A 22,562-nucleotide genomic window follows, 5' to 3' on the forward strand; every position below is an offset into this window, starting at 1 on the left:
TCCCAGCAGAAGAACCAAGAGGCCGTGATGAGCTTTCCCCGACCCATCAGAATTGCGCTGATCGACGACCATGTGCTGGTGCGTGACGGCGTGAAAGCCCTGCTCTCGGCGATGCCGCATTTCGAGGTGGTGGCCCAGGCCGAGTCCGGCGCCGAAGCCCTGGAGCTGGTGGCTTCCACCGAGCTGGACCTGCTGCTGGTGGACGTCGGCCTCAAGGACATGAACGGCCTGGAGTTGACGCGCAAGCTGTGCGGCCTGTATCCGGGCATCAAGATCCTCATCCTCAGCATGTACGACAACCAGGAGTACGTGCGCACCTCCATCAACGCCGGCGCCTTTGGCTATGTGCTGAAGAACGCGCCTTCCACCGAGCTGATCGCCGCCATTGAGGCCATAGTCGCCGGCGGCAGCTTCTACAGCCCGGAAATCGCCCGCAAGCTGGCCACCAATATCCGCGACGAGAACGAGCTCACCCCGCGGGAACTGCAGGTCCTCTCCATGCTCGCCAAGGGCCTGAACAACAAGGAAGTCGCCCGCGAGCTGGATATCAGCGTGCGCACGGTGGAAACCTACCGTCTGAGCATTCGCCGCAAGCTGAATATTGACACCCCCGCTGCCCTGGTGAAATACGCCCTGGAGCATGGGCTGATCTCGATCTAGGGCGGTGGATAGAAAAGCGCTATCCACCCTACACGGGAGAGAACATGTAGGTTGGCGCCGAGCGCAGCGAGGCCCAACGGAGCGATGCCGACCCTGGCTTGTTGGGCTTCGTTCCTCAGCGCCAACCTACGGCGGGTTGACTAGAACAACACCATCTGCCGGTCGATCAATGAGCTGAAGTCATCCCCCACGAAGGGCAGGATGGCATCGGCCACTGGCTGTAGCTGGCGGGTCAGGTAGTGGTCGTAGTCGATGGCCGAGCGGCGGGCTTCCAGGGGCTCGGGGCCGTTGACGGTGATCAGGTAGCTGATCCAGCCGCCGTTCTGGTATTGGCGCGGGCGGCCCTGCCGGTCGTTGAACTCGTCGGCGATGCGTGCGGCGCGGACGTGGGGCGGCACGTTGCGGGTGTAGTCGTCCAGCTGGCGGCGCAGGCGCTTGCGGTAGACCAGCAGCTCGTCCAGTTCGCCGGCGAGGGTCTGCTGCACGTATTGGCGCACGTAATCCTGGTAAGGCTGGCGATTGAAGATGCGCTGGTAGAGCTCCTGCTGGAATTGCTGGGCCAGGGGCGACCAGTCGGTGCGCACGGTTTCCAGGCCCTTGAAGATCATTTCCCGGCTGCCGTCCGGGCGTTGCACCAGGCCGGCATAGCGTTTCTTGCTGCCTTCCTCGGCGCCGCGGATGGTGGGCATTAGGAAGCGCTGGTAATGGGTTTCGAACTGCAGCTCCAGGGCGCTTTCCAGGCTGTATTCCTGCTTCAGGTGCTCGCGCCACCACTGGTTGACCCGCTGCACCAGGTGGCGGCCGATGCGTGCGGCTGCCTCCTCTTCGTGGGGTCGCTTGAGCCAGACGAAGGTGGAGTCGGTGTCGCCGTAGATCACGCTGTAGCCTTCGGCCTCGATCAGCTCGCGGGTGCGGCGCATGATCTCGTGGCCGCGCATGGTGATGGAGGAGGCCAGGCGCGGGTCGAAGAAGCGGCAGCCGCTGGAGCCGAGCACGCCGTAGAAGGCGTTCATGATGATCTTCAGCGCCTGGGACAGCGCCTTGTTGCCATCGCGCTTGGCCGCCTCGCGACCCTGCCAGACCCGCTCGACTATGGACGGCAGGCTGTGCTGGGTGCGGGAAAAACGCGCTCCCCGAAAGCCCGGCACCGAGTGTTCGTCGTCCGGCTGGCGCAGGCCTTCGATCAGCCCCACCGGGTCGATCAGGAAGCTGCGGATGATGGAGGGGTAGAGGCTCTTGTAGTCCAGCACCAGCACCGATTCGTAGAGGCCGGGGCGCGAGTCCATGACGAAGCCGCCGGGGCTGGCCTCAGGAAGTTTCTCGCCGAGGTTGGGGGCGACGAAGCCCTGGCGGTGCATCAGTGGCATGTAGAGGTGGGTGAACGCCGCCACCGAGCCGCCGCTGCGGTCGGTGGCGAGACCGGTGACGGTGGCCCGTTCGAGGAGGAAGTCGAGCAGCCCGGTCTTGTCGAAGATGCGCGTGACCAGCTCGCAGTCCTTGAGGTTGTAGCGCGCCAGGGCGGGCTTGTCCTCGGCGAACATGCGGTTGATTTCGTCCATCCGCTGGTAGGGCGTGTCGATCGCCTTGCCTTCGCCGAGCAGCGTCTGGGCGACGCTCTCCAGGCTGAAGGAGGGGAAGCTCCAGGTGGCCGAGCGCAGGGCTTCGATGCCGTCGATGATCAGCCTTCCTGCGGCCTCGGCGAAGAAGTGATTGTTGCCGCTGCCATGCTCGCGCCAGCCCATGGGGTCGCCACCACGGCCCAGGCGCAGCGGCACCTTCAGCTTCTCGGCATGGGCCTGCAGTACACGCAGGTCGAACTGCACCAGGTTCCAGCCGATGATGGCGTCCGGATCGTGCACGGCCAGCCACTGGTTAAGCGCCTCCAGCAGCTCGGCGCGGCTATCGCGGTATTCCAGTTGGAAGTCGATGTCGCCGGCATCGCCATTGGCCGGGCCGAGCATGTAGACCTGGCGCTGGCCGCAGCCCTCCAGGGCGATGGAGTAGAGCTCGCCGCGCTCGGTGGTTTCGATGTCCAGGGACACCAGCTTCAGGCGTGGGCGGTAGTCGGTGTCTGGCTTGAACTGGACGTCCAGCAGCAGTCCGCTGGCGTCCGACGTGCCGCTGAACAGTACCGGCGCCGTGATGAAGCGCTCCATCAGGTAGCGTTCCGGCGGGCGTATGTCGGCCTCGAAAACATCGACGCCGGCCTTGCGCAGCGCCTTGTCCAGGCGCATCAGTTGGCGGTGCTGCTTGCAGTAGAGGCCCAGTACCGGGCGATGCTGAAAGTCCTGGAGGTCGAGGGGGCGCAACTCCGCATCGCGCTCGCCTGCGAGAATGGACTCGGCGCGTTCTCGGTGCGCGGCAGGGATGAAGGCGACCGAGATCTGCGGCGGCAGGCGCACCTGTACCGGGCCGGCGTCGGTGGCCAGCCAGAACTCCACCTCCGTGCCTTCGGGCGCATCTTTCCAATGCCGGGTCAGGACGAACCCTTGCCTCAATTCCACACCTTCAACCCCAAACCGATCTCATCCGAGGATTCTACCTGCCATCGCTTTTGGGCGCGCCTTGGACAAGATGGTCGACACATTGTTCAAACAGCCTTAGGAAAGAGAGCTAAGACATTGAATTGACAGCATACTGTTTATCCGAAGAGTCCGATTTTTCCTGGCCTGCACGGGCGTTATTCATTATTCTCCCCGGCCTTTTCCATAGGCCCTGGAGACCACCATGCTGGACAACACCCTCGTACAACTTGAACAACTCGTCAGCGAACTGCTGGAACAGAACCAGGCCATCGCCGACGACAACGCGCGAGTTCGCGCCGAGCTGCGCAAGGCCCGTGAAGAGAACGACAGCCTGCAACTGGCCATGCTGGAGCAGGAAGAGAAGAGCAACGCCACCGCCGAGCGCCTGCAGGCCCTGGTCCGCCGCGTCAGCGAGAGCCGCGCCAGCGCATGAACAACGACGGCATCCGCGTACTGCGCATCCTGGGGCGCGAATACAGCATCAAGGCGCCGCCCGGCGAAGAGCGGGTGCTGCAGGACGCCAGCGCGATGCTGCAGGCGGAGATCGCCGCCAACAAAAAGAAGTTCCCCTACGTCACCGCCAGCGAGCTGGTGGTGCTTTCCGCGCTCAACCTCTGCGCCCGCCAGTTGAACGCCCCAGCTGCGCCCGTGGAGGTGGCCGACGCCACCCAGCGCATCGCCGTGCTCAACCGGCGTATTCGCGAGCAGCTGGATTCCCGGGACGATTGAGCCTGCGATCCGCTGAAGATTTGTGTGGGGGCGAATTCATTCGCGAATGAATTCGCCCCCACAGTGCGTAGTCCGGATGCTGCCCGATGGTGGAAAGAAGAGCGCTTTCCACCCTACGAAACTTTATTGGGTGGGTAGGGTGGAAATCCACGAGGTGGATTTCCACCGAAGGGCTCAGCGGATGACGCGCAGGATATCGGCGCGGTTGATCTCGGTGCGACCGTCTTCGTACCAGGCCGGAATGGCTTCCTTGAGCAGCTCCTTGTCGCCTTCCAGCTTGAACGGCTGGGTGTAGCGCTTCTTGCGGTAGGCGTAGATGTAATAGGTGCCGTCGCGATAGAGGATGCGGTCGAAGGTGTAGAAGCCGATGTGCGAGCCGTTGCAGCGCGCGGTCAGCACCACGTCGCCTTCCTCGTAGGGCAGGGCGCCTTCTGCGCATTCATAGGTGAAGAATTCACGGACATCGTCCCAGGCCACGCCGTCGCTGCTGGACTTGAGGTGGTTGCGCGCCTCGTCCTCGGACTGCTGCGAGTGATCGCTGTACCAGATGAACAGCGGGATGCTCTGGTTGGTGTCGTCGCCCAGCCAGCCTTCGCTGTCGAGGTATTCGGCGGTGCGCGCCAGGCCCGCCTGCATGCGGCGGTGGCTCTGCCTGTAGCTGTCCAGGGCGTCTTCGAAGGCCTGGGAGTGGTTGCAGACCAGCACACCGTCGGTGCTCTTGAGTGCCTGGACCCGCGCCAGGTAGGCGTCGTACAGGGTGGCATCGGTGATCAGGGTACAGGTGTCGCGCACCAGGCTCACGCCCACTTGGGTGAGGTTGGCGCTGCCGAGGATGACGACGTCCGGCTCGACCAGGTAGAGCTTCCAGTTGACGCTCGCCTGGTAGCGGAAGTCCACCGACAGGGCCAGGGCGGGGTTGGCTTCGTTGAGGCAGTGCTCGATGAAGTCGGGGGAGGTCAGCGAGTTGATGCTACCGACCAGGATGTCCAGCTGGTTGTCGTTCTCGATCAGCTGGTCGATCAGAGGCTCGGTGCCGCTGGCGAAGGCGGAAACTATCGTGATCTTCTTTCCGCTCAGCTCACCCAGATAGCTCTCAAGGCTGTCTTCGTAATCCAGAATTTCCATACAGTCTCCAGCGACATCATTTTTGCAATTGCGCCATTTTCGCACAGGCAACGCCTTTGGCCAGTGCCCGCAGCGTTCCGCGGGCACGCTGCGATACTGTGACGCTCGACCTGCGCTCCAAAGCACGGGCTTTTGGGGCCGGAGAGGGTGTCCGAGGGAGCCTCAGCCGTTGCTTTCGGCGAATTCTCGCAGGGCGTCGCCGTCCAGGCGGTAGCGCACCCATTCATCCTGGGGCAGGGCACCGATGGAGCGGTAGAAATCGATGGCCGGCTGGTTCCAGTCCAGCACGCTCCATTCCAGGCGGCCGCAGTCGTTGGCGCGGGCTTCACGGGCGATTTCCCGCAATAGCCGGCGGCCGGCGCCGATGCCACGCTGTTCCGGCGTGATGTACAGGTCTTCCAGGTAGATGCCGTTGCGGCCCAGCCAGGTGGAATAGCTGTAGAAGTACACCGCGTAGCCGATCGGCCGGCCGTCCAGCAGGCACATCAGTGCCCGGGCCGGGGCGTTGTCGGCGAACAGGCTGCGCAGGATGTCCTCGACACTGGCCTTGACCTCGTGGCCGGCCCGCTCGTAGACCGCCAGCTCGGTGATGAAGTCGAGTATCTGTTGGGCATCGTTGGGCTGGGCGGGGCGGATCTCGAGGGACACGGGATATCTCCATGGGCAGATGAAGCCGCCATGCTAGTGCCTTCGCCCGGCGGCATGAAGCGATTTCCATGCCGCAACCGCTAAGCTTTGACGGAGACCCGGCCTGCGGAGGGCGAGGGCGTGATCCTGTTGGCGAGTGTTCTTCTGGCCCTGCTGATGGGCTATGCCGTACAGCGTGGCGGCACCTGCCTGGTGGCCGCGCTGGAAGAACTGGTGGGCAAGCACCGCTGGACCCGGCTGCGGGCCCTGCTGGAGACCTCCATCTGGGTGCTGGGCGGGTTCGTCCTGTTGCGGGCCTTCGATCGGCTGCCCATGGTGCCCATGGGCTATCCGCTGCATTGGCATGCCGCCCTGGGTGGGGCCTTGCTGGGCGTCGGTGCCTTTATCAACGGTGGCTGTGCCTTTGGCGTGGTGGCACGTATCGGCTCCGGGCAATGGGCCTGGCTGGCGACGCCGCCGGGCTTTCTCGCCGGCTTCGCCCTGGCCGGTCGCAGCCTCGGCGTGACTTCGGCCATGCCGGTGGCGATCCCGGACTGGTTGCAGCAGGTACCCATCGGCCTGGTGCCGCTGATCCTCGCGGCGACGGTGGCGCGCCTGGGCTGGCTGGCCTGGAACCGGCGCAATGGATCGGCCGATGCGTCCATCTGGACGCCGCACCATGCCACCATCGTGCTCGGCATCGCCTTCCTGCTCCTGTTCGTCTGCGTGGGTGCCTGGGCCTATACCGACATACTGGCCGAGCTGGCCACGGGACGCTTCATGGAGTTGGGCCTGCGCGGCCTCCTGCTGCCGGCGATGTTCGCCGGCGCGCTCCTGGGCGGCTGGACGGCCGGGAATTGGGAACATCGCTGGCCCAGTCTGCCAACCCTCGCGAGGTGCTTCTGCGGCGGGGTGTTGATGGGGCTGGGCTCCAGCATGGTGCCGGGCGGTAACGACAGCCTGATCCTGTTCGGCATGCCGCTGCTCTGGCCCAACGCCTGGCTGGCCTTCGCCTGCATGTGCCTGGTGGTGGTGCTTGCGCTCTGGTTGGTGGCTTTGGGTAGAAGGGTGTTTCAGTGAGGGGCGTCCTGCTTTTGCAGGGTGGAAATCCCTTCGGGGATTTCCACCATCGGCGTCGCGGTCCGCCCGGCAGGTGGATAGAAGAGCGCTATCCACCCTACACGGCTGATGACGAAGTGCTCGGGCAGGCCGATCCGCAGTAAGGAAAAAGCCCGGCGCTTGCCGGGCTTCTTCCTTACTGCGGTGGCGCTCAGGCGGCGTGGTCGAACGCCTTGCCCTTGGCCTTGCGCTCCACCTGCTGGCGGCAGGCTTCACCGAAGGCTTCGAAGATCTTCACCGAATCGGGGTTCTTCGCGGCCTGCCATTCCGGGTGCCATTGCACTGCGAAGAGGAAGGGCGAAAGGCTCGGCGCGTGGATGGCTTCCACCAGGCCGTCTTCGGCGTGGGCGATGGCCTCGATGCCCTTGCCGAGGGTTTTCAGGCCCTGGCCGTGCAGCGAGTTGACGCGGATCTCGTCGGTGCCCAGCACTTTCTGCAGCCAGCTGCCTTCCTGCACGCGCACGCTGTGCACGGCGCTGTACTGGACGTCCACCGGATCCTCGGGGTTTTCGCGGTGGTCGTTGAGGCCGGGCTCGGCGTAGAGCTTCTGGTACATGTCGCCGCCCAGGGCGACGTTGATTTCCTGCATGCCACGGCAGATGCCGAATATCGGCAGGCCGCGCTCGATGGCAGCGCGAATCAGGGGCAGGTCGAAGAGGTCGCGATCCTTGTCCTGACCTTTCTCCGGGGTCAGGTTTTCCTGGCCGTAGAGGGTCGGGTCGATATTGCTGCCGGCACCGGTGAGGTACACGCCGTCTGCCATATCGAGGTACTGCTCGAGGTCCTCGCTGCCGCAGCAGGTGGGCACGAGGACCGGTACACATTCGGAGATCTCTACCAGCGGGACGATGTACTTGTGGGTCATCACCTGGTAGTCGTGGCCCTTGCGTTCCTGGGCGCCCATGGACATCAGGACGACCGGTTTACGAGTGGTCTGTTTCTTATTGCCAATGTTGCTGTTGGACATATTTCACCTTGGGACAGGCTCAGCCTATCGTTGCTGTGCAGGCGCGCCGGTGAGGGTTGGCGCTACCTGAGGTCCCGAGCACTGCCGGCCATCGTCGGGGCGATTTCCGGTCGAAACCTGCGATATAGCCTGCCAGAGCCGTTAAATATGTCAAACGAACCCGACGGAAAACGTAAAAAATAATGGCCGATTTTTATCGGTTTTTCACGCCTAACTATTTGATATATAAAGAAAAATAACCTTTATCAAAAATATTTTCAGGTTCAGCATCTAAAACGAGTGTTCAGAATGCTGGACTTTTGCTCCTGGTGTCGAAAGCCCCGTTTTAGCGCCTGGGGCGACACTTCTGCACTTGCCCCGCCGTAGGGTGCGCCATGTGTTCCGATCACGGGATCAGCTTCTGCGCCCCGTTCGACCATTGGTGCGCGCGGCGCACCCTACCGGGTCAGCTCGGTCGCCCCCACCAGGCACCACCCCGCGACTTCTGGCCTGGCTGCGCCTTTCATGCGATTTTCTGCGCGCATGAATCGCAAGGCAGCCCTTACATGAATAACCCTGCAATACCGCTTTTCTCCCGCGTCACCACCCTCGCCGCGCTGCTGGCACTTGCCGCCTGCGGCACCCAGCGCCCGGAGGAGCCGGTGCTGCGGCCCGCCGACGTGCGCGCCAAGGTAGTCAAGCTGATGCCGGCCAAGGTGCCGGACCGCCAGGGCTGGGCCGCCGATATCCAGGCCGCCTTCGCCGCCCAGGACATCCGCCCCAGCAATAGCAACCTCTGCGCCGTGCTGGCGGTGGCCGAGCAGGAATCCACCTACCAGGTGGACCCGCGGGTGCCGGGGCTGGCGAAGATCGCGCGCCAGGAGATCCAGCGCCGCGCCGGACGCCTGCATGTGCCGGCGATCCTGGTGAATTCCGCGCTGAAGATCGATTCGCCCAGCGGCAAGAGCTACGAGCAGCGCCTGTCGTCGGTGCGCACGGAGAAGGAACTGAGCGCCATCTTCGACGACTTCATCGGTATGGTGCCCCTGGGGCAACGCCTGTTCGGCAACTTCAACCCGGTGCATACCGGCGGTCCCATGCAGGTGAGCATCGCCTTCGCCGAAGCCAATGCGAAGGACTATCCCTATCCGGTCAAGGGTTCCATCCGCCAGGAGGTCTTCACCCGGCGTGGCGGCCTGTACTTCGGCATCGCCCACCTGCTGGGCTATCCGGCCAGCTACCCGAAGCCCCTGTACCGCTTCGCCGACTTCAATGCCGGCTGGTACGCCAGCCGCAACGCCGCCTTCCAGAATGCCGTGAGCCTGGCTTCCGGGATTCCGCTGGCCCTGGATGGCGATCTGGTGATCCACGGTTCCAGCAAGGCCGGTGCCACGGAACTCGCGGTGCGCGCCTTGCAAAAGAAGCTGGACCTCAGCGACTCCGCCATCCGCCGCGACCTGCTCAGGGGCGACCGACTGGAGTTCGAGGAAACCGGCCTTTACCAGCGGGTCTTCGCCCTGGCCGAGAAGGTCGAGCGGCGCAAGCTGCCCCGCGAAGTGATGCCGGGCATCGATCTGAAGAGTCCGAAGATCACCCGCAAGCTCACCACCGAGTGGTTCGCCAAACGGGTGGACGAGCGCTATCAGCGCTGCATGAAACGCGCCTCGGGGAACTGATGCCCGTCCAGGCCGGCGCTTTCGATCTCGTCGGCCACCAGGCTCTGGATGCGCCAGAGGTTGCGATCGCGGATGCCGTGTTCCTCCAGCATGGTGACGGTGCGGAACAGGTACTGGGCTGCCGACCCCCAGTGGCCGGCGGCCCGTGCCAGCACATGGGCGACCCGGTCCGGCGGCAGCCTGCCGGCATAGGCATTGCCATCGCGGGCCGCGACGAACGCCAGGGCGCGCAGCAGGCCCTTGTTGGTCCGTACGCCGATCCAGCGCGGTACGTTGGTGGGCGGGTTGGCGTCGATTTCACGGACCAGCAACTGCGTCAGCTGCGTGGCGTGGTCCCGGGGTGGCAGCCGGTAGACCAGGCCCTGGCAACTGCCGCCCCGGTCCAGGGCCAGCATCAGTGCGGGAAACTCCCGCGTGCCGCGCCAACGGGTCAGCTTCAGGCAGAAGGATCGGTGCCAGCCGAAGGCCGTTGCGGGGCAGCTCTCGAGAAAGTCGAACTCCGGGTTCCAGATCAGCGAACCGTAGGCGAACACCCATAGCTCGTCCGGTCGGTAATCGCCCAGGAGCGCATCGGCCATGGCGGCGAATTCGTCCTCGGTATGTTCCCGCGTACCGGGCTCCGGCCCCGGGTCCGCCTCCATGCGTTCGACCCGGGCAACAAGCTCGGCGGTCAGCTTCCTGGCTCTGTGCGCCATGTCGGCTCCACCCTCGCTGTGGCTGGATAGTGGAGCCTAGCCGAAGCGGCGCGGGGGGGCCGGCGCCGGGTTCAGATCACTTGCGCATAACGACTATTTCGCCGCGGGTGCGCCCCCCTGCATCAGGCCACTGGCGGCGGCGCTGCTTCGGCCTCCAGCTCCGTCCACAGCAGTCGCGCCGGCGCCGACAGCGGCGCACCGCGGCGCACCACCACGGAGAACGGTTCGCTGCGCGAGCGCAGGTGCAGAGGCAGGGCGGCGAGGCTGCCGAGGTGGATGGCTTCGTCCGCCACTTCCCGGGGCATCAGGGCGACCAGATGCGGGTTCTGTCGCAGCAGCATCAGGGTGGTGAGGGTGGACGCGGTCTCCACGGGATAGCGCGGAAACTCCAGGCCCGCCTGGCTGAATTCCCGTTCCAGGACCAGGCGCATGGGCATGTTGGCCGGGTAGACCACCCAGGGATAACCCGCCAGCTCCGGCAGTTCCAGCGCTTCGGTAGCGGCCAGGGGATGGGCAGGATTGGCCACTACCCGCAAGGGCTCCTCGTACAGCGGCAGGCAATCGTAGGCATCCGGCCGCGGGCTGACACTGGTGCGGCAGATGGCGAGGTCTAGCCGGCCCTGGTCGATCAGGCCCAGCAGGCGCGCGCTGGTGTCTTCCACCACTTCCACCGCCAGTTCCGGCTGGGCGTCCCGCAGGCGCTGCAGGCTGCGCACCAGCAGCGGCACCGCGCCCATCACCGCACCCACCGAGAGGCGGCCCCCCTGGCCCTGGAGGATGCCGATCATCTCTTCCCGCAGGTGCGCCAGGTCGGTGTGGATCAGCCGTGCGTAGCGAATGGCGCAACGTCCCAGGTCGTTGGCCTCCAGGCCCTGGCTGGTGCGGTTGAACAGGCGCATGCCGAAGGCCGCCTCGATCTCGTTCAGGGCCTTGGTGGCGCCGGGCTGGGTAATGGCCACCTGTTCGGCGGCCTTGTGCAGCGAACCCTGTTCGTCCAGGGCGATGAGCAGCCGCAGCTGTTTCAGGCGCAGGCGGGAAACCAGGGCGGGGAGGGAAGCGATCATGAGGGGGATGACCAAAAGTTATCGCGGGATCAGAAGCTCTCATTAGGCAGGCCGCCGGGGGATTCGTAAAGTCCCGGCCAACACCCCGTAACGAGAGTCATCGCCATGAGACTGATCCAGTTCGAGAGTGCCTGCGGCCAGCGCCATGTGGGCGTGATCGAGGGCGAACAGGTGCAGCAGGTGCGCGGCGCCACCACCACCCGCGCCCTGGCCTTGGCCGCCATCGCCGCCGGCCGCGGCCTGCAGGACGAAGTGCTGGCCCGCGGCACTGAACCCGGCCCCAGCTACCCGGAACTCCTGGAGGCCGGCCGCGTGTTGCCGCCGCTCGACCATGAAGACCCGGCCCACTGCCTGGTCAGCGGCACCGGCCTGACCCACCTGGGCAGTGCCTCCACCCGCGACAAGATGCACCAGCAGAAGGCCCAGGACGAGGCCGCCATGACCGACACCATGCGCATGTTCAAATGGGGCGTGGAAGGCGGCAAACCCGGCGCCGGCAAGGTGGGCGCGCAGCCGGAATGGTTCTACAAGGGCGATGGTGGCATCGTCGTGCGCCCCGGCGCCGACTTCCCCGTGCCGGCCTTTGCCGAGGATGCGGGTGAGGAGCCCGAGCTGGTGGGCCTCTACGTGGTCGGCGAGGACGGCCGGCCTTATCGCCTGGGCTTCGCCCTGGGCAACGAGTTCTCCGACCATGTCATGGAGCGCCGCAGCTACCTCTACCTGGCCCATTCCAAGCTGCGGTTTTGCGCCTACGGCCCCGAACTGCGGGTGGGCGAGCTGCCGGCGCACCTGGCCGGTACCAGCCGTATCCGCCGTAACGGCGAAGTGATCTGGGAGAAGGAATTCCTCTCCGGCGAGGACAACATGTGCCACAGCCTGGAGAACCTGGAGTTCCATCACTTCAAGTACGCCCAGTTCCTGCGTCCGGGCGACGTTCACGTGCATTACTTCGGCACCGCCACCCTGTCCTTCGCCGATGGCATCAAGGCCCGGCCCGGGGACCGCTTCGAGATCGAGATGGTCGAGTTCGGCGCAGCGCTGGTGAACGGCATCGCCCGCGAGGACGAGCGCCTGGCGCCTGGTGCTGTGCGCAGCCTCTGAGTCCGCCGCCCGCGGGCGGCACCCGCGCCAGGCGCGCGCCCAAGAGGTGCGCGCCTGGCGCGTTTCATTCATTTCCGGCTGCCGTTCGCGGCGGCCACCCTCAACCCACAAGGCCAGGGAGACGCGCATGACCGTCATCACCGGTTTCAACTTCATCGCCGGCAGCCGCAGCGCCGCCGGCAGCATCACCGTGCAGAGCTTCGACGCCACCAGCGGCGAGGCGCTGCCCCACGACTTCCACCAGGCCACCGAGGCCGAAGTGGACGCCGCCGCCCGCGCCGCCGAAGCGGCCTATCCGGCCTTCCGTAACCTGCCCGCCAGCCGCCGCGCCGAATTCCTCGACGCCATCGCCGACGAACTGGACGCCCTGGGCGACGACTTCATCGCCACCGTCTGCCGCGAAACCGCGCTGCCCGCCGCCCGCATCCAGGGCGAGCGTGGCCGCACCAGCGGCCAGTTGCGGCTGTTCGCCACCGTGCTGCGCCGGGGTGACTTCCTTGGCGCACGCATCGATCGCGCGCTGCCCGAGCGCAAGCCCCTGCCGCGCCCGGACCTGCGCCAGTACCGCATCGGCGTCGGCCCGGTGGCGGTGTTCGGCGCCAGCAACTTCCCCCTGGCCTTCTCTACGGCCGGGGGCGACACCGCCGCGGCCCTGGCCGCCGGCTGCCCAGTAGTGTTCAAGGCCCACAGCGGCCACATGGCGACTGCCGAGTGGGTGGCCGACGCCATCGTCCGCGCGGCGGAGAAAACCGCCATGCCGAAGGGCGTGTTCAACATGATCTACGGCGCCGGGGTCGGCGAATGGCTGGTCAAGCATCCGGCCATCCAGGCCGTTGGGTTCACCGGTTCCCTGCGCGGCGGCCGCGCCCTCTGCGATATGGCGGCGGCGCGCCCGCAACCCATCCCGGTATTCGCCGAGATGAGCAGCATCAATCCCGTGCTGCTGCTGCCCGACGCCCTCAAGGTCCGTGGCGAACAAGTGGCCGCCGAACTGGCCGCGTCCGTGGTACTGGGGGCAGGGCAGTTCTGCACCAATCCCGGCCTGGTGATCGGCATCCGCTCGCCGGAGTTCAGCGCGTTCCTCGAGCGCTTCGCCGCCCTGATGGGCGACCAGCCAGCGCAGACCATGCTCAACGCCGGTGGCCTGAAGAGCTACTGCCAGGGCCTGGAGCACCTGCATCAACACCCCGGCGTCAGCCACCTGGCCGGTGCGAAGCAGGAAGGCAGTCAGGCCCGCGCCCAACTGTTCAAGGCCGATGCGAGCCTGTTGCTGGAAGGGGATGAACTGCTGCAGGAAGAGGTCTTCGGCCCCACCACTGTGGTGGTCGAAGTGGCCGACAAGGCCGAGCTCATCCTTGCCCTGCAGGGCTTGCGTGGCCAGCTCACCGCTACCCTGATCGCCGAACCGGCGGACCTCGCCGCCTTCGGTGACCTGGCGAGCCTGCTGGAACAGAAGGCCGGTCGGCTGCTGCTCAACGGCTACCCGACCGGTGTGGAAGTCTGTGACGCCATGGTCCACGGCGGGCCCTATCCGGCCACCTCCGATGCGCGTGGCACTTCGGTGGGGACACTGGCCATCGACCGCTTCCTGCGTCCAGTCTGCTACCAGAACTACCCGGAAGCGCTGTTGCCGGATGCGCTGAAGAGTGCCAATCCACTGGGGATCCAGCGGCTGGTGGATGGGCAGAGCACGCGGGAGGCGATCTGAGGGCCGTACCTTCAAAAGCCACGGAGCCGACCAGGTAGGGTGCGCCGCGCGCACCAAGGGTTGAGATCCTGCGGTCGGTGCGCATGGCGCACCCTACGGTGGGGCGAGTGCCGGCGTTGGGTCCCAGGCGTGGAACGGAACGCGACGCCGAAGCGCTTGAGGGTGTTCATCAGGCCGATGGCGCTTGAGCGCAGCGATACCCATCAATGGCGATCGAAGGGTATCACCGGCTCGCGGAGCGCCGTCCGAACCAGGTTGCTGGCTGAAGTCCGCGCAGGGCCTTCAGCTTTCCAGCACATAGGTGCCAGGCGCGGCGCACAGGGGCGGGTATTTGCGCGAGCCGAGCTTCTTCGGCGCCGGCAGGCTGTCGCCCGAGCGTTGTTGGATCCACTCGCGCCAATGGGGCCACCAACTGCCTGCCTGCCGTTCCCCGGCATTCTGCAGCCAGGTTTCCGGATCACTGGCGCTGGCGGGTGCGGAGTAGAAGAACGACTTGGGATTGCCGGGCGGGTTGACCAGACTCTGCAGGTGGCCGGCATTGGACAGCACGTACGTGGCGTCTTCGCCGAACAGGCGGGCGGTGCCGTAGCAGCCCTGCCAGGGCGTGATGTGGTCGGTGGTGCCGCCGATCACATAGGCGCCGACCTTGACCTTGGTCATGTCGATCGACTCACCGGCGATCGACAGTGTGCCGGGGTTGCTGTAGGGGTTCAGCTGGACCAGGTCGAGATAATCCGCATGCAGCTGGGCCGGCAGACGCGTGGTGTCGTTGTTCCAGGCCAGGATGTCAAAGGCCGGCGGCTTGTTGCCCAGCAGGTAGTTGTTGACCCAGTAGTTCCAGATCAGGTCGTTGGGCCGCATCCAGGCGAACATGCGCGCCATTTCCTGGCCGCTCAGCACCCCCTTGCGTCGTGAGCTGGCCTTGGCCGCGCGCAAGGCGGCCGGAGTGGTGAAGAGCCCGAGGGTGGTGTCGTCCAGTGCCGACGGCATGTCGAGCACGCACACGGCCCAGCTGGTGTTGGCCACCTTGTGACCTTCGCCACGGGCCGCCAGCCAGCCCAGGTAGGCCGCCAGTGTGATGCCGCCCGAGCAGGAGCCCCACATGTTCACGTCGGGGCTTCCGGTAATCTGGCGCGCCACGTCCACGGCCTGGTCGAGGCACATCGCGTAGTCGGACAGTCCCCAGTCGCGGTGTTCGCTGGTGGGATTACGCCAGCTGATGACGAACAGGTTCACGCCGCTGTCCTGAATCCACTTGATCAGGCTTTTTTCCGGCGACAGATCGATGGCGTAGTACTTGTTGATCTGCGGCGGCGACATCACCAATGGCCGCGCGTAGGCATTCCCGGTGGTCGGTGCGAACTGCAGGAGCTCGAACATCTCACTGCGGAACACCACCTCGCCCTTGGCCGCGGCGATGTTCTCCCCGACCTTGAACGGCGTGCTGTCGACCTGCGTCGGGAGCCCCCGGTTGTTCAGCAGATCCCGGGTGAATTGGCGAAACCCCCGGGCCAGGCTCATGCCGCCCGTGTCCACCAGCTTGCGCAGGGCGGCGGGATTGGTCAGCGGCGAGTTGCTGGGCGCTACTGCATCGGCCAGGAGCGACGCGACAAACTGAGCCCGGCTCTTTTCCAGCGGGGCGAGATCGGTGGCGTCGATGAAGCGAGCGAATTCGTTCTGGCCAGCCAGGTAATTCTGCAGCAGGGCGCGCAACAGGAAGTTGGATTGCCAGGCCGGATCGGCGAAGCGCTTGTCCTTCGGGTCCGGCGCAAGGCTGGAAGTGCCCCCGACGATGGCGCGCAGTTCCTTCAGGTAGCCGCCGAGGTGATAGCCGGCCTTGAGCGGCGACTTGCCGACAGCCTTGAGCAGGTAGCCGGCGGAGCTGGCGAGGTCGGCCGGGCGCACGCTGACCAGCGGGTTGCCCGCGAGGGTCTGGTTAGCCGCGGTACCAATCAGCTCATGCTGCTGGGAATCACCTGGAAGATCGGCATCTTTGCCGCTGCGGCGGGCACGGCCTGCGGCCGGGCGTCGCTTCGCGGTGGTTGGGGACTGGGGCGTTTCAGGGGACTTGCTCATGGTGATTGTTGTTTTTCCGGGAGTTTGTCGAAGGTGATGCCAGGCACATCGGTCCTCACCCATCAAGGTCGGGGACGCGACATGGAGCGCCTGTCACGACAGGCACTCGGGGAAGGTCAACCAGGGACGGACAGGTCGTGGTGTCACGTCCCTGATTCGGACCCTGCGCCTGGGGCACAGCATCCGAGCCCCGACCTGATCAGCGGAGCCGACGCTTGCATCATCCGGGCATGAACCGAGCCTGTGATGAATGGGGTCGACTGTAGGCCGGTGGTTGGCGGGAAACCTTTCATCAGGTGACAGCGGTTTTTCATTTCATGACATCGGCCGGGTTGGCCGACGAAGCAACCAGGCGGTCAGCGGGTCAGGCAAGGAAATAGCGCTGCTCCACCTCTTCTACATAGGTTCAGGCGATGACCAGGCATCAGGATCGCCATGCCCTGTGAGGCGCGAGTCACCCCTCTCCACTTCAGGGAGAGGGGCCGGGGGAGAGGGGGGCGTCAGGCAGTATGGAGATCTGAATGGCCCGTACCAGACGCTTCTATTCGGCGCTTCAACAGCTAACGCAGACATAACCAATGAGTTCGCCCCACAGGGGGCGGTGGGCTAGCGGAAGATCTTCCCCGGGTTCATCAGGTTCAGCGGATCGAGCGCCTGTTTGATGGCGCGCATGACGTCGATGGCGACTTCGCCATGTTCCTCCACCAGGAAGTCCATCTTGTGCAGGCCCACGCCGTGTTCGCCGGTGCAGGTGCCGCCGGCGGCCAGGGCGCGGCGGACGATGGCGCGATTGAGGCGCTCGGCCTCTTCCACCTCGGCCGGGTCGTTGGGGTCCAGCAGCAGGCAGACGTGGAAGTTGCCGTCGCCCACATGGCCAAAGATGGGCGCCGGGATGCTGGACTCGCGCAGGTCCTGCTCGGTGCCCGCCACGCATTCGGCGAGTTTCGACAGCGGCACGCAGACGTCGGTGGAGGAAGCGCGGCAACCGGGCTTGAGCTGAAGGAAGGCGAACAGGGCGTTGTGGCGGGCGCTCCACAGCCGGTTGCGCTCCTCCTGTTGGGTGGCCCACTGGAAGCCGTTGCCGCCATTGCCGTCGGCCAGCCCCTGCACCGTTTCCGCCTGTTCGGCGACGCTGCCGGCGTTGCCGTGGAACTCCAGGAAGAGGGTGGGGGCTTCCTCCAGGGTCAGCTTGAAGTGGCGGTTGAGGGCGCCGATGGCCAGGGCGTCCACCAGTTCGGCGCGGGCCACGGGAATGCCCATCTGGATGGTTTCGATCACGGTGTGCACCGCGTCTTCCACACTGGGGAAGCTGCACACGGCGGCGGAAACGGCTTCCGGCTGCGGATGCAGCTTGAGGGTGATTTCGCTGATCACCCCCAGGGTGCCTTCGCTACCGACGAACAGCCGCGCCAGGTCGTAGCCGGCGGAGGATTTCTTCGCCCGGGAGCCGGTGTGCAGCACGCGACCGTCCGCCAGCACGGCGGTCAGGCCCAGCACGTTCTCGCGCATGGTGCCGTAGCGCACGGCGTTGGTTCCCGAGGCACGGGTGGCGCACATGCCGCCGATGCTGGCGTCGGCACCGGGGTCGATGGGGAAGAACAGCCCGCTGGCGCGCAGGTATTCGTTCAGGGCCTTGCGGGTGATACCCGGCTGTACGGTGATGCTGAGGTCCTCGGGGCGGAAGTCCAGCACCTGGTCCATCTGCGAGACGTCCAGGCTGATGCCGCCCTGCACGGCCAGCAGGTGGCCTTCCAGGGAGGAGCCGCTGCCATAGGGAATCACCGGTACCCGGTGCTGGTGGCAGAGGCGCAGGATGGCGCTGATCTCGTCCTGGCTGCGGGCGAAGACCACCGCATCCGGCGGCACGGGATCGTAGAGGGATTCGTCGCGGCCGTGGTGTTCGCAGACCGCGGCGGCGGTGCTGAAGCGCTCGCCCAACAGGCTGGCGAGGGCATCGGCCAGGGCCTGGGGCAGCGGTTGGCGTTGGCGGGGGGAGGGGGTTGGGGTCATCGCGGGCTCCTTGCTATGGGGGGAGCATAGCCCGCGACGCTGGTGGCGCCGGCTAGAGCGGCGTCAGTTCGTTCATCACGGTGTCGAGGGCTACGCGGGTATCGTCCAGCTGCACCAGGGAGGCGTGCCGGGCGCCCAGGGCGTCGCGGTTCTTGATCGCGGTGAGGATCGCCTTGTGGCGCGGCAGGCTGAGCTGCTGGGTGTTGGGACGCAGGTTGGTGACGGTGATCGACTCGCGCAGGGGCAGCGAGAGCATGTTGCACATGTAGGCGAGCAGATCGTTGTGGGTGGCCTCGGCGATGGCGCGGTGGAAGTCCAGGTCCGGCTGCAGCATCTGCTCGCGGGTCTGGGCCGCTTCCATGCGCTGGTAGGCGTCTTCGATGGCGGCGATGTCGTCTTCCGTCGCGGTGGTCGCGGCCAGGGCGGCGATCTCCGGTTCGAGGATGCGCCGCACCCCCACCAGGGTGTTGAAGAACTCGCTCTGCGGGGTGGTCTGCACCAGCCAGTAGAGGACGTCCGGGTCCAGCAGGTGCCATTCGTTGCGCGGACGCACCACGGTGCCCACGCGCGGCTTGGAATACACCAGGCCCTTGGCGGTGAGCACGCGAGTGGCTTCGCGCAGCACCGGCCGGCTGACCTTGTACTCCTCGCAGAGCGTCGCCTCCAGGGGCAGCTTCTCCTCGGGCTTGAAGCGGCCGGAAACGATGTGCATGCCCAGTTCCTGGACGATGCGGGCGTGCATGCTCTTGCGGGGCTTGGGTGTCTGGTAATCCATGGAAGAAACGCAGGTCCGAAATGATGCCGCGCATCATAGCATCGCTCCCTTGCCGAATTCGGAGAGGCGTGTATGGGCGCCGGAGTTGCCGGCGCCCGGGTGGGTCAATGGGAGTGGCGGGGGACCGCCGAGCCGCGGCAACCAACCAGGAAGTCGAAGTCGCAGCCCTGGTCGGCCTGCATCACGTGATCCACATAGAGGCGGGCGTAGCCGCTGTCGAAGATCTTCGCGCTGGTGTCCGGCTTGAGGTCGGCCAGGCGGCCGGCCAGTTCCTCGTCGCTGATGTCCAGGTGCAGGCGGCCGCTGGCGCAGTCCAGTTCGATGTAGTCGCCGTTGCGCACCGCCGCCAGGGGGCCGCCGGCCGCGGCCTCCGGCGCCACGTGCAGTACCACGGTGCCGTAGGCGGTGCCGCTCATGCGGGCGTCGGAGATGCGCACCATGTCGCTGATGCCCTTGGCCAGCACCTTGGGCGGCAGGCCCATGTTGCCCACCTCGGCCATGCCGGGATACCCCTTGGGCCCGGCGTTCTTCAGGACCAGCACACAGGTTTCGTCGACGTCCAGGTCCGGGTCGGCGATGCGCGCCTTGTAGTCGTCGAAGTTCTCGAAGACCACGGCGCGGCCACGGTGCTGCATCAGCGCCGGGGTGGCGGCGGAGGGCTTGAGCACCGCGCCACGGGGCGCCAGGTTGCCGCGCAGGATGCACAGGCCGCCGTCGGCCACCAGCGGTTTGTCCAGCGGGCGGATCACCTCGTCGTTGTACTGCGGTGCCGCCTGGCAATTGCTCCAGATGCTCCTGCCGTTGGCGGTCAGCGCGTCGGGATTGGGCAACAGGCCCGCTTCGCCGAGACGGCGGATCACCGCGGGCAGGCCGCCGGCGTAGTAGAAGTCTTCCATCAGGAAGCGGCCCGAGGGCTGCAGGTCGACGACGGTGGGAGTGCCCTTGCCGACGCGGGTCCAGTCCTCCAGGTCCAGCTCGACGCCGATGCGCCCGGCGATGGCCTTGAGGTGGATCACCGCGTTGGTGGAGCCGCCGATGGCGGCGTTGACGCGGATGGCGTTCTCGAAGGCTTCGCGGGTGAGGATCTTCGACAGGCGCAGGTCTTCATGGACCATGTCGACGATGCGCATGCCGGACAGGTGGGCCAGCACGTAGCGGCGCGAGTCCACCGCCGGGATCGCGGCGTTGTGGGGCAGGGAGGTGCCCAGGGCCTCGGCCATGCAGGCCATGGTGGAGGCGGTGCCCATGGTGTTGCAGGTGCCCGCCGAGCGGGACATGCCGGCCTCGGCGGAGAGGAACTCGTCCAGGCTGATCTGACCGCCCTTGTAGGCCTCGTGCATCTGCCAGACCACGGTGCCGGAGCCGATGTCCTTGCCCTTGTGCTTGCCGTTGAGCATCGGCCCGCCGGTCACGACTATGGCCGGCACATCGCAGCTGGCCGCGCCCATCAGCAGGGCGGGGGTGGTCTTGTCGCAGCCGGTGAGCAGTACCACGGCATCCACCGGGTTGCCGCGAATGGCTTCCTCCACGTCCATGCTGGCCAGGTTGCGGGTGAGCATGGCAGTGGGACGCAGGTTGGATTCGCCGCTGGAGAAGACCGGAAATTCCACCGGGAAGCCGCCGGCCTCCAGGACACCCTTCTTCACGTGCTCGGCGATCTTGCGGAAGTGGGCGTTGCAGGGCGTCAGCTCCGACCAGGTGTTGCAGATGCCGATGATAGGCTTGCCCTGGAATTCGTGGTCCGGGATGCCCTGGTTCTTCATCCAGCTGCGGTACATGAAACCGTTCTTGTCGGCGGTGCCGAACCACTGGGCGGAGCGGAGCGGGGACTTCTTCTCAGTCATGGCGGGGTCAACTCTTATTGTATGACTATTTAGTGGGGTTGTTGCCAAATCTACCTGCTGAAAAGGCTTTTTGAAATAGTTGCTCGTCAAAAAGTATTACTATATTGTCTGCCTCACTTGGCCGAGACGGGTGCCTGCCATGCGCCCGCCGGACCGAGGCAACCGACCCATAAAAACAACAAGCTGGAGAACCGCCATGAATCCGGAAGCTCGGATCATTCGTACGCTCACGCTCAGGTTGATTCCCTTCCTGATCCTGCTTTACCTCGTCGCCTTCATCGACCGCTCCGCCGTGGGCTTCGCCAAGCTGCATATGAATGCCGACATCGGCATCAGCGACATGGCGTACGGCTTCGGCGCCGGCCTGTTCTTCATCGGCTATTTCATCTTCGAAGTGCCCAGCAACCTGCTGCTGGAGCGCTACGGCGCGCGGCGCTGGTTCGCCCGTATCCTCATCACCTGGGGTGCAATCACCGTGGGCATGGCCCTGGTGCAGGGGGCCTACAGCTTCTACGCCATGCGCTTCCTGCTGGGCGCCGCGGAGGCGGGATTCTTCCCGGGGGTGCTCTACTACATCACCCGCTGGTACCCCGTGCGCCATCGCGGCAAGGTGCTGGGCTTCTTTATCCTGTCCCAGCCCATCGCCCTGATGGTCACCGGCCCCCTGGCGGGCGCGCTGCTGGGCATGAACGGCATCGCCGGCCTCGCCGGCTGGCAATGGCTGTTCATCGTCATCGGCGTACCGGCCATCCTGCTGGCCTGGCCGACCCTGCGCATCCTGCCGGACACCCCGAAGGACGCCCGCTGGCTGGCCGAGCCGGACCGTCAGTGGCTGATCGCCGAGCTGGACAAGGATCGCAAGGAATACGGCCAGACCGAGCACGCCAACCCGTTGCGCGCCCTGACCGACCGCCGTGTGCTGCTGCTGGCCCTGCTGTACCTGCCGAGCACCCTCAGCACCTACGGCCTGAGCCTGTGGCTGCCGACCCTGGTACACCAGTTCGGTGGCAGCGACCTGACCACCGGCTTCATCTCCGCGGTGCCTTATATCTTCGGTGTGATCGGCCTGCTGGTGGTGCCGCGCAGCTCCGACCGCCTGAACGATCGCTACGGCCACCTCACCGTGCTCTACATCCTCGGCTCCACCGGGCTGTTCCTCAGCGCCTGGCTGGGCTCGCCGGTACTGCAGCTGGCGGCCTTGTGCCTGACCGCCTTCAGCCTGTTCTCGATCACCGCGATCTTCTGGGTCCTGCCGGGCCGCTTCCTCACCGGCGCCAGCGCCGCGGCGGGCATCGCCCTGATCAACTCCTTCGGCAACCTGGGCGGCTACATCGGCCCGTTCGGCATCGGCGCCCTGAAGGAATACACCGGCAGCCTGGCCTCCGGCCTGTACTTCCTCTCCGCGGTGCTGATCAGCGGCGTGCTGCTGACCTGGATTGTTTACAGCCAACTGGAAAAGAAGACTGCCGCCGCGCGCCCTACGGTGCTTGAGCAGGCTTCCTGACACAGCGGCGGGCAGGGATTCCCGCCGCCCTGGAGCACGTGCATGAATAGAAAGCTGAAAGTCGCGATCATCGGTTCCGGCAACATCGGCACCGACCTGATGATCAAGGTGCTGCGCAACGCGCAGCATCTGGAAATGGGCGCCATGGTCGGTATCGATCCGGCGTCCGACGGTCTGGCCCGCGCCGCACGACTGGGCGTAGCCACCACCCATGAAGGCGTCGAGGGCCTGACGCGCCTGCCGGTCTTTAGCGAGATCGACTTCGTCTTCGATGCCACCAGTGCGTCGGCGCACGTGAAGAATGACGCCTTGCTGCGGGGCCACAAGCCCGGTCTGCGTGTGATCGACCTGACCCCGGCCGCCATCGGCCCGTATTGC

At 65.8% G+C, this 22,562-nt stretch carries 18 protein-coding genes and 1 pseudogene; 9 read left to right on the forward strand and 10 right to left on the reverse strand.

What is annotated here, in order from left to right:
* Window positions 1-27 precede the first annotated feature (27 nt).
* Window positions 28-660, forward strand: a complete 633-nt coding sequence (locus ACFW0H_RS28485; RefSeq protein WP_422917204.1) for a response regulator — start codon at window positions 28-30, stop codon at window positions 658-660.
* Window positions 661-800: 140 nt separating this feature from the next.
* Here ACFW0H_RS28485 and ACFW0H_RS28490 read toward each other — a convergent pair whose 3' ends face one another.
* Window positions 801-3,164 carry a DNA polymerase II gene (locus ACFW0H_RS28490; RefSeq protein ID WP_422917205.1) on the reverse strand — a complete coding sequence of 788 codons (2,364 nt, stop codon included), beginning with the start codon at window positions 3,162-3,164 and terminating at the stop codon, window positions 801-803.
* Between the two features lie 223 nt (window positions 3,165-3,387).
* Between ACFW0H_RS28490 and ACFW0H_RS28495 the strand changes: the two genes are divergently transcribed.
* A complete protein-coding gene (locus ACFW0H_RS28495; protein WP_377696616.1) occupies window positions 3,388-3,618 on the forward strand; it encodes a hypothetical protein in 231 nt (76 codons plus the stop codon).
* Window positions 3,615-3,914, forward strand: a complete 300-nt coding sequence (locus ACFW0H_RS28500) for a cell division protein ZapA (protein ID WP_422917206.1) — start codon at window positions 3,615-3,617, stop codon at window positions 3,912-3,914. The genes ACFW0H_RS28495 and ACFW0H_RS28500 overlap by 4 nt, the downstream gene beginning before the upstream one ends.
* A gap of 174 nt (window positions 3,915-4,088) precedes the next feature.
* On the opposite strand, the gene ACFW0H_RS28505 is transcribed toward ACFW0H_RS28500, so the two are convergent.
* The gene (locus tag ACFW0H_RS28505; RefSeq protein ID WP_422917207.1) at window positions 4,089-5,039 is read right to left on the reverse strand and encodes a phospholipase D family protein; all 951 of its coding nucleotides are present in this window, start codon (window positions 5,037-5,039) and stop codon (window positions 4,089-4,091) included.
* A gap of 162 nt (window positions 5,040-5,201) precedes the next feature.
* A complete protein-coding gene (locus ACFW0H_RS28510; RefSeq protein ID WP_422917208.1) occupies window positions 5,202-5,687 on the reverse strand; it encodes a GNAT family N-acetyltransferase in 486 nt (161 codons plus the stop codon).
* Between the two features lie 120 nt (window positions 5,688-5,807).
* Between ACFW0H_RS28510 and ACFW0H_RS28515 the strand changes: the two genes are divergently transcribed.
* Entirely contained in the window at window positions 5,808-6,746 is a 939-nt protein-coding gene (locus tag ACFW0H_RS28515; protein ID WP_422917209.1) for a YeeE/YedE thiosulfate transporter family protein, read from the forward strand.
* A gap of 190 nt (window positions 6,747-6,936) precedes the next feature.
* Here the strand turns inward: ACFW0H_RS28515 and ACFW0H_RS28520 are convergent, their stop codons facing one another.
* Window positions 6,937-7,752, reverse strand: coding sequence for a gamma-glutamyl-gamma-aminobutyrate hydrolase family protein (locus ACFW0H_RS28520; RefSeq protein ID WP_422917210.1), 816 nt, complete (start codon window positions 7,750-7,752; stop codon window positions 6,937-6,939).
* Between the two features lie 545 nt (window positions 7,753-8,297).
* On the opposite strand from ACFW0H_RS28520, the gene ACFW0H_RS28525 reads away from it, so the two are divergent.
* Window positions 8,298-9,407 (forward strand): DUF1615 domain-containing protein, encoded by a 1,110-nt coding sequence (locus ACFW0H_RS28525; RefSeq protein WP_422917211.1) that lies wholly within the window; start codon window positions 8,298-8,300, stop codon window positions 9,405-9,407.
* Here ACFW0H_RS28525 and ACFW0H_RS28530 read toward each other — a convergent pair.
* Both ACFW0H_RS28530 and ACFW0H_RS28535 read right to left on the reverse strand, forming a co-directional pair.
* On the reverse strand, window positions 9,374-10,102 hold the full coding sequence (locus ACFW0H_RS28530; RefSeq protein WP_422917212.1) for a gamma-glutamylcyclotransferase: 729 nt from the start codon (window positions 10,100-10,102) through the stop codon (window positions 9,374-9,376). The genes ACFW0H_RS28525 and ACFW0H_RS28530 overlap by 34 nt on opposite strands.
* Window positions 10,103-10,224: 122 nt before the next feature.
* Window positions 10,225-11,166 (reverse strand): LysR family transcriptional regulator, encoded by a 942-nt coding sequence (locus ACFW0H_RS28535; protein ID WP_422917213.1) that lies wholly within the window; start codon window positions 11,164-11,166, stop codon window positions 10,225-10,227.
* 105 nt (window positions 11,167-11,271) lie between these two features.
* On the opposite strand from ACFW0H_RS28535, the gene araD1 reads away from it, so the two are divergent.
* Together araD1 and ACFW0H_RS28545 are read left to right on the forward strand one after the other, a co-directional pair.
* Entirely contained in the window at window positions 11,272-12,267 is a 996-nt protein-coding gene (gene araD1, locus ACFW0H_RS28540; RefSeq protein ID WP_422917214.1) for an AraD1 family protein, read from the forward strand.
* Between the two features lie 127 nt (window positions 12,268-12,394).
* Entirely contained in the window at window positions 12,395-13,975 is a 1,581-nt protein-coding gene (locus ACFW0H_RS28545) for an aldehyde dehydrogenase (NADP(+)) (protein WP_422917215.1), read from the forward strand.
* 282 nt (window positions 13,976-14,257) lie between these two features.
* Here ACFW0H_RS28545 and ACFW0H_RS28550 read toward each other — a convergent pair whose 3' ends face one another.
* The 4 genes from ACFW0H_RS28550 to ACFW0H_RS28565 all read right to left on the reverse strand — a co-directional run bounded on the left by ACFW0H_RS28550 (window position 14,258) and on the right by ACFW0H_RS28565 (window position 20,680).
* The gene (locus tag ACFW0H_RS28550; RefSeq protein WP_422917216.1) at window positions 14,258-16,051 is read right to left on the reverse strand and encodes an alpha/beta fold hydrolase; all 1,794 of its coding nucleotides are present in this window, start codon (window positions 16,049-16,051) and stop codon (window positions 14,258-14,260) included.
* 606 nt (window positions 16,052-16,657) lie between these two features.
* The gene (locus ACFW0H_RS28555) at window positions 16,658-18,061 is read right to left on the reverse strand and encodes an FAD-binding oxidoreductase (RefSeq protein WP_422917217.1); all 1,404 of its coding nucleotides are present in this window, start codon (window positions 18,059-18,061) and stop codon (window positions 16,658-16,660) included.
* A 52-nt stretch (window positions 18,062-18,113) separates the two neighbouring features.
* Window positions 18,114-18,836, reverse strand: a complete 723-nt coding sequence (locus ACFW0H_RS28560) for a FadR/GntR family transcriptional regulator (protein WP_422917218.1) — start codon at window positions 18,834-18,836, stop codon at window positions 18,114-18,116.
* A gap of 104 nt (window positions 18,837-18,940) precedes the next feature.
* Window positions 18,941-20,680, reverse strand: a complete 1,740-nt coding sequence (locus ACFW0H_RS28565; protein ID WP_422917219.1) for an IlvD/Edd family dehydratase — start codon at window positions 20,678-20,680, stop codon at window positions 18,941-18,943.
* Window positions 20,681-20,876: 196 nt separating this feature from the next.
* Between ACFW0H_RS28565 and ACFW0H_RS28570 the strand changes: the two genes are divergently transcribed.
* Both ACFW0H_RS28570 and ACFW0H_RS28575 read left to right on the forward strand, forming a co-directional pair.
* A complete protein-coding gene (locus ACFW0H_RS28570) occupies window positions 20,877-22,184 on the forward strand; it encodes an MFS transporter (protein ID WP_422917220.1) in 1,308 nt (435 codons plus the stop codon).
* Window positions 22,185-22,226: 42 nt separating this feature from the next.
* A pseudogene (locus ACFW0H_RS28575) lies at window positions 22,227-22,562 on the forward strand (acetaldehyde dehydrogenase); the annotation flags it as partial.

Source organism: Metapseudomonas cellulosilytica, from assembly GCF_049334135.1.
Taxonomy (GTDB): domain Bacteria; phylum Pseudomonadota; class Gammaproteobacteria; order Pseudomonadales; family Pseudomonadaceae; genus Metapseudomonas.